Annotated in this window: 12 protein-coding genes; 5 read left to right on the forward strand and 7 right to left on the reverse strand. The window is 45.3% G+C overall.

From position 1 onward, the window contains the following. Positions 1-2 precede the first annotated feature (2 nt). Both ICE88_RS05880 and ICE88_RS05885 read left to right on the forward strand, forming a co-directional pair. Positions 3-1,370, forward strand: a complete 1,368-nt coding sequence (locus ICE88_RS05880; protein WP_216250490.1) for an RsmB/NOP family class I SAM-dependent RNA methyltransferase — start codon at positions 3-5, stop codon at positions 1,368-1,370. Positions 1,371-1,513: 143 nt separating this feature from the next. Then, the gene (locus tag ICE88_RS05885; protein ID WP_216250493.1) at positions 1,514-2,713 is read left to right on the forward strand and encodes a fatty acid desaturase; all 1,200 of its coding nucleotides are present in this window, start codon (positions 1,514-1,516) and stop codon (positions 2,711-2,713) included. Positions 2,714-2,868: 155 nt separating this feature from the next. On the opposite strand, the gene rpmG is transcribed toward ICE88_RS05885, so the two are convergent. The 3 genes from rpmG to radC all read right to left on the reverse strand — a co-directional run bounded on the left by rpmG (position 2,869) and on the right by radC (position 4,198). Continuing rightward, positions 2,869-3,036 carry a 50S ribosomal protein L33 gene (gene rpmG / locus ICE88_RS05890; RefSeq protein ID WP_089514657.1) on the reverse strand — a complete coding sequence of 56 codons (168 nt, stop codon included), beginning with the start codon at positions 3,034-3,036 and terminating at the stop codon, positions 2,869-2,871. A gap of 11 nt (positions 3,037-3,047) precedes the next feature. After that, positions 3,048-3,281 (reverse strand): 50S ribosomal protein L28, encoded by a 234-nt coding sequence (gene rpmB, locus ICE88_RS05895; RefSeq protein WP_089514656.1) that lies wholly within the window; start codon positions 3,279-3,281, stop codon positions 3,048-3,050. Positions 3,282-3,421: 140 nt separating this feature from the next. Next, positions 3,422-4,198, reverse strand: coding sequence for a DNA repair protein RadC (radC, locus tag ICE88_RS05900; RefSeq protein WP_370624456.1), 777 nt, complete (start codon positions 4,196-4,198; stop codon positions 3,422-3,424). On the opposite strand from radC, the gene ICE88_RS05905 reads away from it, so the two are divergent. Continuing rightward, positions 4,154-4,618, forward strand: coding sequence for a peptidylprolyl isomerase (locus ICE88_RS05905; protein ID WP_216250496.1), 465 nt, complete (start codon positions 4,154-4,156; stop codon positions 4,616-4,618). The two genes, radC and ICE88_RS05905, sit on opposite strands and share 45 nt — an antisense overlap. Further along, entirely contained in the window at positions 4,619-5,578 is a 960-nt protein-coding gene (gene ispH / locus ICE88_RS05910; protein ID WP_216250500.1) for a 4-hydroxy-3-methylbut-2-enyl diphosphate reductase, read from the forward strand. Positions 5,579-5,605: 27 nt separating this feature from the next. On the opposite strand, the gene ICE88_RS05915 is transcribed toward ispH, so the two are convergent. After that, on the reverse strand, positions 5,606-6,784 hold the full coding sequence (locus ICE88_RS05915; RefSeq protein WP_216250503.1) for an acetylornithine transaminase: 1,179 nt from the start codon (positions 6,782-6,784) through the stop codon (positions 5,606-5,608). A gap of 52 nt (positions 6,785-6,836) precedes the next feature. Next, positions 6,837-7,892: a 2Fe-2S iron-sulfur cluster-binding protein gene (locus ICE88_RS05920; RefSeq protein ID WP_216250506.1), complete on the reverse strand. Its 1,056-nt coding sequence runs from the start codon at positions 7,890-7,892 to the stop codon at positions 6,837-6,839. 35 nt (positions 7,893-7,927) lie between these two features. On the opposite strand from ICE88_RS05920, the gene ICE88_RS05925 reads away from it, so the two are divergent. Beyond that, positions 7,928-8,800, forward strand: a complete 873-nt coding sequence (locus tag ICE88_RS05925; RefSeq protein ID WP_216250508.1) for an SDR family oxidoreductase — start codon at positions 7,928-7,930, stop codon at positions 8,798-8,800. Positions 8,801-8,831: 31 nt separating this feature from the next. Here the strand turns inward: ICE88_RS05925 and ICE88_RS05930 are convergent, their stop codons facing one another. Both ICE88_RS05930 and ICE88_RS05935 read right to left on the reverse strand, forming a co-directional pair. Further along, positions 8,832-10,613, reverse strand: a complete 1,782-nt coding sequence (locus ICE88_RS05930; protein ID WP_216250512.1) for a glutamine--tRNA ligase/YqeY domain fusion protein — start codon at positions 10,611-10,613, stop codon at positions 8,832-8,834. A gap of 15 nt (positions 10,614-10,628) precedes the next feature. After that, positions 10,629-12,131 carry a tripartite tricarboxylate transporter permease gene (locus ICE88_RS05935; protein ID WP_216250515.1) on the reverse strand — a complete coding sequence of 501 codons (1,503 nt, stop codon included), beginning with the start codon at positions 12,129-12,131 and terminating at the stop codon, positions 10,629-10,631.

The raw sequence follows: 12,131 nt of genomic DNA on the forward strand, positions 1-12,131 counted from the left end.
TAATGACTACTGATCAAAAAGCCATTGCAGCAAGGGCAAAAGCACTCCCGCAACACGTTGAGCACCTCGGAATCGTCATCACTGAGTTGATGAAGTTTGCTCATCCAGCTGATATGGTGGTGAGTAGATACTTTCGCTCTAACCCCCGCTTAGGCAATAGAGATCGGGCATTGATTGCTGAGGCCTCTTTTGCATTCTTGCGCAGAAAAACTGAAATCTCCCAATTTGCTGAAAGTGGCGCGGGCCCATTGGCCAGACGTTTAGCGCTCTTGTCATTGTTGGTCACGATGATTGAAAGTGGCTTGGGTTCAGGCAATCGTGCTGAGAGCGCCCTAGCTGACTTGGCATTTGTGGTGCATCCGAATGAAATCGATTGGCTGCAACGCTTTGGCACCATCGATAGAAATACCCTGGCTCCTTTAACTCGAGTGAATATGCCTGAGTGGATCTGGAACGCCCTTGGCTCATCTGTTCCTAAAGATGAGTGCTTACCACTGGCTGAAGCGATGCTGAAAGCTGCTTCTTTAGATTTGCGCGTCAACACCATCAAAACCCAAAGAGAAGACCTTCTGAGCGTTTTAAATGACCTTGGTGGGCGTTATGCGGCAGAACCAACCCCTTACGCTCCAAATGGCGTTAGATTGAAAGGTAAGCCGGCTCTGCAAACCCAAGAGTTCTTTAAAAATGGCTTTGCTGAAGTTCAAGATGAGGGCAGCCAGCTATTGGGCATGCTTTTAGAGCCTAAGCGTGGCGAGATGGTGGTGGATTTTTGTGCTGGAGCAGGCGGCAAGACCTTGTCCTTAGGCGCCATGATGAAGTCCAGCGGCCGTTTGTACGCTTTTGATGTGTCTGAGAAGCGCTTGGCCAACTTGAAGCCTCGTTTGGCCAAGAGTGGTCTGTCCAACGTCCATCCTGTGTGGATCGACAATGAGAACGATGCCAAGGTAAAACGTTTGGCTGGCAAGATTGACAGAGTATTGGTCGATGCCCCTTGCAGCGGCCTGGGTACTTTGCGTCGCAATCCGGATCTTAAATGGCGCCAGTCCCCGCAAAGCGTGGCTGAATTAACGCAAAAGCAGCTATCTATCCTCACTTCAGCGGCCAGATTGTTAAAACCAGGCGGTCGCTTGGTGTATGCGACCTGCAGCTTGATTTATCAAGAAAATCAAGGTGTTGTCGAAGCCTTTTTGGCTAACAACCCGCAATTTGAGCTAAAAGACCCTAAAGAAGTCTTAAGAGATAGCTTTCCGATGATGGGTGAATTGCCGATTGGAACCAGCAAAAACAGCTCTTACTGGCAGTTATTTCCTCATATTCATGGCACAGACGCGTTTTTTGGGGCCATTTTGGAACGAAAAGCCGCAACTTAACTAAAAGTAGCTAAATTTCACTAACTAATTCGATTTATTAGCTAAAAAACATGATTTAGATTAAATCTGTTTGAGATTTGCTGTGTGAACATGGTGAAAGCTTGATAAAATATCTCTCTTAAGCATATTGAGAGGATGGCCGCATGGCTTGGTTAGAACAAACTAGAGATTTTGTGTTGAATTGGATTGCAAATGGCTACCTGAATTGGTCTTGGTGGCAGATTTTGTTGATCACACTGTTGTTGACTCACATCACCATTGCCAGCGTGACAATTTTCTTGCATCGTTGTCAGGCTCATCGCGCTCTAGAGTTGCACGCTATTCCATCTCACTTCTTCCGTTTTTGGTTGTGGTTGACCACCGGTATGGTGACCAAAGAGTGGGCTGCGATTCATCGTAAGCACCACGCTAAGTGCGAAACCGTTGATGATCCTCACAGCCCTCAAGTTTTAGGTATCAATACTGTTCTATCAAGAGGCGCTGAGTTGTATCGCGCTGAAGCGAAGAACAAAGAAACTATTGAGAAGTTTGGTCACGGTACACCTGATGACTGGATGGAAAAAAATCTTTACTCAAAATATCAATGGCAAGGTGTTGCATTGATGTTGATCATTGATGTGATTCTTTTTGGAGCGCTGGGCGCCACTGTTTGGGCTGTTCAGATGTTGTGGATCCCAATCACTGCAGCCGGCATCATCAATGGCATGGGTCACTACTGGGGCTATCGCAATTACGATTGCGAAGACGCTTCTACTAACTTAATGCCTTGGGGTATTTTGATTGGTGGTGAAGAGTTGCACAACAATCATCACACCTATGCAACCAGCGCCAAGCTTTCTAACAAATGGTACGAGTTTGATATTGGTTGGGTTTATATCCGTGCATTAGAAATGGCTGGTCTAGCCAAAGTTAAAAAATTGCCTCCTAAGCCAGTATTGGCTGAACTTGAGCAAGCTTCAGAAAAGACTTTGCAAGCAGTGATTGCTAATCGATATGAAGTGATGGCGCGTTATTCAAAAACTTTGCGTCAAACATTCGATGCTGAAGTTGCGCACATGAAAGAATTGGCTGCTCAGTTTGGTGATCAACGTCTTTGGTTATACAAAGATGAAGCCAAGTTAACTGAAGCTGAGCTTGCGAGCCTTGAGAAGCTCATGGCAACGAATAAGTCAGTGAAGTTGATGGTTGAGATGCGTCGTGAATTGGCCAGCTTGTGGCAGCGTTCACACGTGACCAAAGAGCAGTTGATCGCTCAGTTGCAGCAATGGTGCCATAAGGCCGAAACAAGCGGCATGGCGGGCTTGCAAGAGTTCTCATTGCGCTTGCGCAGATACACGGTTTAAAGCTGCCCAGGTGGCTTTAAATAGCTACCTGATGGTTTGAAAGATGGCTAGTTAGTATTCGGCAATAGATAACATAAAGTAGACAATAAAAAACCCGCTCTAGAGCGGGTTTTTTATTTGATCAAGTAAATCTGATCAGCTGATGAAGCCGAGATTTATTTAATCTTTGTTTCTTTGTAAGACACATGCTTGCGAGCTTTAGGATCAAACTTCATGATCTCCATTTTCTCAGGCATGGTACGTTTGTTCTTAGTCGTTGTGTAGAAGTGACCAGTACCTGCAGTCGATTCTAGTTTGATTTTCTCGCGTCCACCTTTAGCCATTTTGCCGCTCCTTAGATTTCACCGCGAGTACGCAAATCAACCAATACAGCGTCGATGCCTACTTTATCGATCATGCGAAGACCGGCGTTGGTAATGCGTAAGCTTACCCAACGGTTTTCAGATTCAACCCAAAAACGACGATTTTGCAGATTAGGCAAAAAGCGACGTTTTGTCTTATTGTTTGCATGGGAAACATTGTTGCCGACCATCGGCTTTTTCCCGGTGACTTGGCATACTTTTGCCATGACACACTCCTTGAATTGCGAAAAAAAGAGATTGTAGCAGGTGGCGAGAAACTATTCCACTATTTACACAAAGGCATTCTGAATCGGATCAAAAAAAGTCTCTGATTTGACCAAAATTCCACTCAAAATAGACTTTTAAGTTAGTGTTTACTATCTTTAAAAGGCATTATTTTAAGCTCTAAAAAAGATGAGGCTCCTCTTTTTGTGACAATACAGTGATCCAAGAGATTGACCTCAAGAAGTTGCAGCGCCTCATGCAAAACAATGGTCAAAGCAATGTCCTCTTGACTGGGTTTTAAGCTCCCACTGGGATGATTGTGAGCAATGATCAAATTACTCGCATTTCTCAAGAGACATTCTTTGGCAATTTCACGGATATGCACGGTTGTTTCAGAGATGGATCCTCTGAAGATTTCATGGGTATCAATCAGCCTTAAATGGATGTCCAGATAGAGACAAACAAAGACCTCATACTCCCTCTGACCGATCAGGCCGATCAAATAACTTTTGACCAAATTAGTCGAAGTCAAAATACTTTGTTGTTTGATCTTCTCTTTGTAGCTGCGTTGCACCAGCTCATGAATGACTTGTAGTTGTGACCATTTAGAAATGCCAATACCTTTATAAGCTTCAAAGTCTTTCAGGTTTGCAGTGAGGATGGATGAGAGCGAGCCAAATTCCTGAATCAGTCGATGGGATAGATTCAGGGAGTTTTCTCCTTGGTGGCCTGTTCTGAGGATGATGGAGAGTAGTTCAGCGTCATTCATGGAGCTGGGTCCACTTAAAAGAAGTTTTTCTCGTGGTTGAGACTGTTTTGGCCAATTTTTAATCGATGTTTGGCCAGATTTCTCAGGGCTAGTTAAAATGTCGCTATGACTGAATCTAATATGGCTAGCGGAGCCGTAGTTACCGCCAATTCGTTTTTGACCTTGAACTACAGGATTTCTTTGCCCGAGGGTGGAGACGTCATGAACACTTTCGAGGACAAGCCTGCCACTTTGATGATGGGTACTGGGCAATTCTCGCCCACACTCGAGCAAGCATTGGTTGGCATGCTCTTGAATGAGCGCAAAACTTTTACCATGGCTCCCGAGGCTGCCTTTGGCGAGAAGAACCCAGATTTGATTAGAACAATTTCTTTGACAACCTTGCGTGAAAACTCCTCTCCTGAAGAAGAGTATTTGCCTGGCGACATGATCGAGTTCAATGCACCTAATGGCGCAACTTACTCTGGAACTCTTTTGGCAATTGATGGTGACTCTGCAACTTTTGACTTTAACCATCCTTTGTCTGGCAAAACAATTTTGTTCGAAGCAGAAATCATCGCGATTCTTTAAATGACAACGCCTGCTCAAGCAACTTCTGAAGTGGTGAATGACGGCGAGATCTTGCTGGCTCAACCCAGAGGCTTTTGTGCGGGAGTTGATCGTGCCATCACGATCGTTGAGCAGGCTTTGACAAAGTTTGGGGCGCCTATTTACGTGCGCCATGAAATTGTTCATAACGCTTATGTTGTAAATGATTTGCGAGCTCGTGGCGCCATCTTTGTCGATGAGCTTCATGAGGTTCCGGCTGGTAATACTTTGATCTTCAGCGCGCACGGTGTTTCGCCAGCAGTAAGGCAAGAAGCAGAGCAGCGTGGCTTGAAGATATTTGATGCGACTTGTCCTTTGGTCACAAAGGTGCACGTTGAAGTTATAAAAATGCGCAAAGAAGGCATGACGATTGTCATGATTGGTCATCGTGGTCATCCTGAAGTTGAAGGCACCATGGGCCAGGCACCGGAAGGCATTCAACTGGTGGAAAACATTCATGATGTTCAAGCCTTGACGATTCCGTCAGACAGTCCTGTTGCTTATGTGACGCAAACAACTTTGTCGGTAGATGAAACCAAAGAAATTGTGGACGCATTAAAAGCAAAGTACCCACATATTCAGCAACCAAAAAAACAAGACATTTGCTACGCAACTCAAAATCGTCAAGATGCTGTGAAGTTCATGGCTCCACAAGTTGAACTGGTGATTGTGGTTGGTAGTCCCAATAGCTCTAACTCCAATCGCTTGAGAGAATTGTCTGAAAAGCTTGGAGTTGTTTCCTACATGGTGGACCATCCTAGTCAGTTAAATCCTGAATGGTTTGTAGGTAAAAAGAGAATTGGTCTGACTGCAGGTGCATCTGCACCAGAGAGCTTGGCTCAATCAATCATTGATCGCATCAAAGAGTTGGGGCCAAAGAGTGTGAGACCTTTAGAAGGGATTGTTGAGAACACAGCATTCCCACTGCCCAAGGGTCTTTAAACTGCCTTTGGTTCTGCCCTGATCTGCTTACTTAATTGATTTGATCACGCCTCTTAGAAGGTCAACCATTTGTTTTAATTCTTCACGGCTGATATTCAGCGCTGGCATGAAGCGAATTAAATTTGGACGTGGCGAATTCAATAAAAGGCCGATTGGCTCAAGATTACGAGCGCGTTCAACGATTTCAGGTCCGATGTCACGATTCAATTTGAGAGCTCTCAATAAGCCTTCGCCACGCTCACCATCAAGACCTAGTTCTTTGCTCAGATCTAGTAGTAATTCTCTTAAGTACTGACCTTTGGCAAGCACTTCATCCAAAAATCCTGGCGCTAGCAATTGAGAAATCACGCTGAATCCAACCGCAGTCATCAAAGGATTGCCGTTATATGTGCCGCCTTGATCACCTGGTTCAAAGCAAGCAACTTCATCAGTGGCTAGAAGTGCGGCCAATGGCACGCCACCACCAATGCCTTTACCCAGCGTCATGATGTCAGGATTGATGTTGTAAAGCTGATGAGCAAATAATTTGCCTGTTCTGCCACAACCAGCTTGAACTTCGTCAACAATCAATAAAATTTTATTTTGCTTGGTGATTTCGCGAAGATCACGCATGAACTGATGATCCGCTGGAATAACACCACCTTCACCTTGAACAGGTTCAAGCATGATGGCCACAGTTTTATCGTTGATCAGTTTTTTAACTGATTCAATATCGTTCAGTTCTGCTTTTGGAAAACCAGGAACTTGAGGAGCAAACATGGTGTCCCAGCCTTCTTTACCAGAAGCGCTCATCGTGGCCAATGTTCTACCGTGAAATCCATGATTGAAAGTGATGATTTCAAAAGCATTGTTTTTATGAAGCTTGCCCCATTTACGAGCTAGCTTGATCGCACCTTCGTTGGCTTCAGCACCGCTGTTGGCAAAAAATACTTTGTCAAAGCAACTATTGGCCGTCAGTAAATTAGACAGCGCAATCATCGGCTCGTTATAAAAAGCAGGGCTTGGGTTGATGACCTTTTTAGCTTGCTTTTCAATCGCCTCAATCATGCCTGGGTTTGAATGACCCAAACAGTTAACAGCCCAACCTTGTAAAAAGTCTAAATATTTTTTACCGTTCTGATCAACCAACCAAGAACCCTGACCTTCGGTGAAAACCAAGTCTGGACGTTTGGTGATGTACATCACTGAATGGGTATCAATAGTCATGTCTTTATTTATCTGTTTCAGGGTTGATCAAAAATTTAGTCTTTATCAAAGTTCAAGCAGTGGCATTTTTCTTGGCTAAATCAGCTGCAGATGTGAATGCGTCTGCGTAAAACTCGTCAGCCGGTAAGTGACATTTTGCAACGAAATCGTTTTTAGCGGATTCAACCACAATCGGTGCGCCACAGGCATACACTTGGTAGTCCGACATATCTGGATTATCTTCCATTGCTGCCACATGAACAAAGCCTGTGCGACCAGTCCATTGATCTTCTGGGGTAGCGTCTGAAGCAACCGGAATGTATGAGAAATTAGGCATTTCTTTGGCCCATGATTGACACAAGGCATCACGATAAAAATCTTTTGGTCGACGACCACCCCAGTAAAGCTTCACTGGACGAGTGATATCTGCATGACGCATGTGCTCAATGATGCCTCTGATTGGGGCAAAGCCCGTGCCTGAGGCAATAAAGATGATTGGTTTGTCAGAATCTTCACGCAAGAAGAAGCTGCCCATAGGGCCTTCAAAACGCAAAATATCTTTTTCTTTGAGGGTCGTACCGTTCTCAGTTTTGCCAAATACAAAGTCGGTGAATGAGCCACCAGGCATGTGTCTGATGTGTAGCTCTAAAGGACCTTCTTCATGCGGAGCGCTTGCAATTGAGTAAGCGCGACGTTTGTCTTTCAATAAAAACTCAATGTACTGTCCTGCTAAAAACTGAAACTTCTCGGTAGCAGGGAGTTGGAGTTTCACAACCACCACATCCTCGGCAGCTTGCTCTAGACTGGCCACACGACAAGGAATCTTCTTGATCGTGACATCGCCATTCAATGGCACTTCTTTCACATCAATCACCAAATCTGATTCTGCCTTAGCGCAGCAAAATAGGGCGCAGCCATTGAAAGCCTCTTCAGCCGTCAAAGCCTTTTCTTGGTGTTGGCCATGTGAAACCTGACCAGATTCAATCTTGCCCTTGCATGAGCCACAGGCACCATTCTTGCAACCATAAGGTAAATTGATGCCTTGACGCATCGCGGCTTCTAAAACAGTTTCATCGCCGTTGGCACTAAATGTTTTTCCACTGGTTTTAATGGTTATTTGGTAAGACACTGACATTCCTTTTTTAAAGCATTACGATTGAGTTTATGCAACGTATTGGTAAACCTAGAATTCTTATCGTTGGTTGTGGCGACGTCGGTATGCGCTTGCTGCCGCTATTGGTGAAGAAATACCGAGTCTTTGCTCTGACTTCTTCAACCAGTAGGATGTCGGCATTGAGGCAAGCTGGGGCAATTCCTATCTATGGGAACCTTGACCAGCCAGAGACTCTATGGCGTTTACCTCACTTGGCTGCCCAAGTGGTCCATTTGGCCCCGCCAGCTACTCAAGGCCTTCAAGATCGTCGTACAAGTAACTTGCTGTCAATTTTATCTCACGGGGCAGGATTTATCAGGCAACTGATTTATATCAGCACCACAGGCGTCTATGGCGATTGTCAGGGAGCCCTGATCGACGAAACCAAAACCCTTAATCCAAGCACGGCTAGAGCTCAAAGAAGGGTGTCTGCCGAGCAGCAAATCAGGGCATGGGGCATGTCAGGGGTTCAGACTCACATTTTGAGGGTGCCAGGCATTTATGCCGGTGATCGACTTCCTGTCGAAAGATTGGGAAGGGGAACTCCTGTGCTGAATGCTGATGAGGATGTTTATACGAATCACGTCAATGCTGATGACTTAGCCAGATTGATCACTTATGTTTTGTGGAGAGGTAAATCTCAGCGCGTCATCAATGCCTGTGATGACAGTCAATTAAAGATGGCTGATTACTTTGACTTGATTGCTGAAAAGATGGATTTACCAAAACCTCCAAGAGCATCGAGGCAGGACTTGAGTGCTCAGTTAGATCCTATGATGCTGTCGTTCATGAGTGAGTCGCGACGCATTCAGAATAAGCGCTTGAAAGAACTCAAATTTAAACTTCGTTACCCGACTGTGGAAGACTGTTTAAATTCTCTTTAAAGTTTTTTAAGTCTTTAAAACTCTTTGAGATTTATTTCCAAGTATCTTTCAGGCCCACACACAAGTTAAACACTGGCTTGGATGCTGTGTGGTCAATTCGATCCGCTACAAAATAACCATGACGTTCAAACTGGAAGCGCTGTTCAGCTGGCGCATCCTTTAGGCTTGGTTCTAAATAAGCATTCAAAATTTGTTTTGAATCTTGATTGATAGCATCCAAGAAGTTCTTATCACCACTGTCTGGATGTGGGTCAGTGAACAAGCGATCGTAAACACGAATCTCAGCTTTGATGCCTTCTTTGACGCTGACCCAGTGAAGATTGCCCTTCACCTTGTAATTGTTCGACTCAGGTGTGCCACTCTTGCTATCAGGGAAGTAATTAGCGTGAACTGCAATCACTTTGCCGCTGGCATCAGTATCGTAGCCAGTGCACTCAATCACAAAGCCGTGGCGCAGACGCACACGACTGCCCGCTTCACCATTCGCAGGTGGGTAGAGTCTGAAGAAACCTTTGACAGGTTCAATCATGAAATCATCTTCTTCAATCCAAAGCTCTTTGCTCAGATTGAATTCGCGGCGACCCCAGTCTTCGTGGTGAGGATGTTTGGGCGCAGAGCAAGGTTCGCTGTGGTTGGCATCAAAGTTATCTATGATCAGTTTCAAAGGCTTTAACACCACAAAGGCACGCTCTGCCCTAGCGTCTAAATCATCACGCAAAGCTTGTTCAAGCACAGACATATCAATCCAGCTATCTGCTTTGGATACGCCAATGCGCTCGCAGAACAAACGAATACTTTCAGGGGTGAAGCCACGACGTCTGATACCCACCAAGGTTGGCATGCGCGGGTCATCCCAACCATCCACACGTTTTTCTTCAACCAACTGCAATAGCTTGCGCTTGCTGGTGATGGCATACGTTAAATTCAAGCGCGCGAACTCATATTGCTTTGGTAAAGGATCTTTGAAGACACCCACTTCTTTGAGTGCTTCTAAAACCCAGTCATAGAGTGGACGATTGTTCTCAAACTCCAAGGTACAGATGGAGTGAGTGATGTTTTCTAAAGCATCAGAAATGCAATGAGTGAAGTCATAAAGTGGGTAGATGCACCACTTATCACCAGTGCGATGATGGTGGGCGTGACGAATGCGATACACCACTGGGTCACGTAAAACAATGTTCGGATGACTCATGTCGATTTTGAGTCTCAATACATGAGCGCCATCTGGATACTTGCCAGACTTCATCTCTCTGAATAAAGCCAAATTCTCTTCCGGGCTGCGGTTTCTGAATGGACTGTTGGTGCCTAGCTGAGTAAAGTTACCGCGATTTTTATGAATCTCATCAGCTGATTGACTATCAACATAAGCTTTGTTGCCCTCAATCAACTTTTCAGCAAATTCATACAATTGGTCAAAATAGTCGCTGGCATAGTGTTGATGCTCTACACCCTCATGGATCCAGTCAAAGCCTAACCAACGGACGGCATCAATGATGCTATCAACGTATTCGGTCTCTTCTTTACTTGGGTTGGTGTCATCAAAACGCATGTTGCAGCGAGCGCCATTCAAAGCGTGTGCGTAATCTCTGGCAAGACCAAAGTTCAGGCAAATGCTCTTGGCATGACCGATGTGCAGGTAGCCATTCGGCTCAGGCGGGAATCTGGTGATAACGCTTGGGAGCGGCTTGCCAGAGGAATCTAAGCGCTTAGAGTGCTTGCCTTGGGCAAGATCGGCATCAATGATTTGACGCAAAAAATTCGAGACCTCTAGGGTCTCGAATTTAGAAGGAATTGGGTTCTTCTTTTCAGACATACCCACATTGTAAATTTATTCTTCGACGAAAGCCTCTTCTCTGGTTTTTTTCACTGCTGGAAGAGTCACAATAACAACCAATGCGGCTGCAGCAATCAATAAACCAAGAGATAGTGGACGCGTCAAGAAGACCGTGAAATCACCTCTGGCAAGGAGCAGGGCGCGACGGAAGTTCTCTTCCATCATCGGTCCTAGAACAAAGCCAAGAAGCAATGGAGGTGCTTCGCAACCCAATTTGAAGAACAAGTAGCCAGCAATACCGAAAATGGCTGTCATGAAAATATCAAAGTTGGTGTTGTTAACGGTGTATACGCCGATACAGCAGAAAACCAAGATGGCTGGATAGAGGTGGCGATAAGGAATCGTCAACATTTTGACCCACACGCCAATCAACGGCAGGTTCAAGATGATCAACATTAAGTTACCAATCCACATCGATGCAATCAAACCCCAGAACAAAGCTGGGTTAGAAGTCATCACCTGTGGACCTGGCTGAATGTTATGAATTGTCATCGCACCCACCATCAAAGCCATCACAGCATTTGGTGGAATACCAAGTGTTAACAAAGGAATGAATGATGTTTGTGATGCGGCATTATTAGCACTTTCAGGACCAGCCACACCTTCAATCGCGCCTTTACCAAATTCTGCACTGTGCTTCGATGTTTTCTTTTCAACTGAGTAGGCGGCAAACGCAGCCAATGCTGCACCTCCTCCAGGTAGAACACCCAAGATAGAGCCAATGCTTGTTCCGCGAAGGATCGACGGAATCATGCGCTTGAAGTCTTCCTTGCCAGGCCAAAGTGATGTGACTTTATCCAAGAAAGTTTCACGCTTCTCTTTTTGCTCAAGGTTATTCATGATTTCAGCAAAACCAAACACACCCATTGCAATCGCCACAAAACCAATACCGTCTGTTAATTCAGGGATATCAAATGAATAACGAGCTGCGCCAGAGTTAACGTCTGTGCCAATCAAACCAAGCAACAAGCCAAGCACAATCATGCCAATCGCTTTGACCAATGAGCCTGAGGCCAAAACCACAGCACCAATCAAACCAAGAACCATCAAAGAGAAATACTCTGCAGGACCAAACTTAAAGGCAACTTCTGCCAATGGTGCAGCAAATGCAGCAAGCACTAAAGTGGCCACGCAACCGGCGAAGAAAGATCCAAAGCCAGCTGTGAATAGAGCCACGCCAGCACGACCGCGACGAGCCATTTGGTAGCCGTCAATCGCAGTAACCACCGAGGATGATTCTCCTGGGATGTTGACCAAAATAGCAGTTGTAGAACCACCGTATTGGGCGCCGTAGTAAATACCAGCCAACATGATGAGTGCTGCAATTGGAGGTAATGCATAAGTTGCAGGCAGGAGCATCGCAATCGTAGCGATTGGTCCTAGGCCTGGAAGAACACCAATCATTGTGCCAAGTAAGCAACCAATGAAACAGTAAAGTAAGTTTTGCAGGGTGAAGGCAGTGGCAAAGCCCAGCGAGAGATTGTCTAATAATTCCAT

The organism is Polynucleobacter sp. AM-26B4 (assembly GCF_018882285.1).
In the GTDB taxonomy this organism is placed as follows: Bacteria; Pseudomonadota; Gammaproteobacteria; order Burkholderiales; family Burkholderiaceae; genus Polynucleobacter.

Coding starts and splice junctions, on each gene's coding strand:
- ICE88_RS05880 (WP_216250490.1), top strand. CDS start 3: ATGACTACTGATCAAAAAGCCATTGCAGCAAGGGCAAAAGCACTCCCG.
- ICE88_RS05885 (WP_216250493.1), top strand. CDS start 1,514: ATGGCTTGGTTAGAACAAACTAGAGATTTTGTGTTGAATTGGATTGCA.
- rpmG (WP_089514657.1), bottom strand. CDS start 3,036: ATGGCTAAAGGTGGACGCGAGAAAATCAAACTAGAATCGACTGCAGGT.
- rpmB (WP_089514656.1), bottom strand. CDS start 3,281: ATGGCAAAAGTATGCCAAGTCACCGGGAAAAAGCCGATGGTCGGCAAC.
- ICE88_RS05905 (WP_216250496.1), top strand. CDS start 4,154: ATGACTGAATCTAATATGGCTAGCGGAGCCGTAGTTACCGCCAATTCG.
- ispH (WP_216250500.1), top strand. CDS start 4,619: ATGACAACGCCTGCTCAAGCAACTTCTGAAGTGGTGAATGACGGCGAG.
- ICE88_RS05915 (WP_216250503.1), bottom strand. CDS start 6,784: ATGACTATTGATACCCATTCAGTGATGTACATCACCAAACGTCCAGAC.
- ICE88_RS05925 (WP_216250508.1), top strand. CDS start 7,928: ATGCAACGTATTGGTAAACCTAGAATTCTTATCGTTGGTTGTGGCGAC.
- ICE88_RS05930 (WP_216250512.1), bottom strand. CDS start 10,613: ATGTCTGAAAAGAAGAACCCAATTCCTTCTAAATTCGAGACCCTAGAG.
- ICE88_RS05935 (WP_216250515.1), bottom strand. CDS start 12,131: ATGGAATTATTAGACAATCTCTCGCTGGGCTTTGCCACTGCCTTCACC.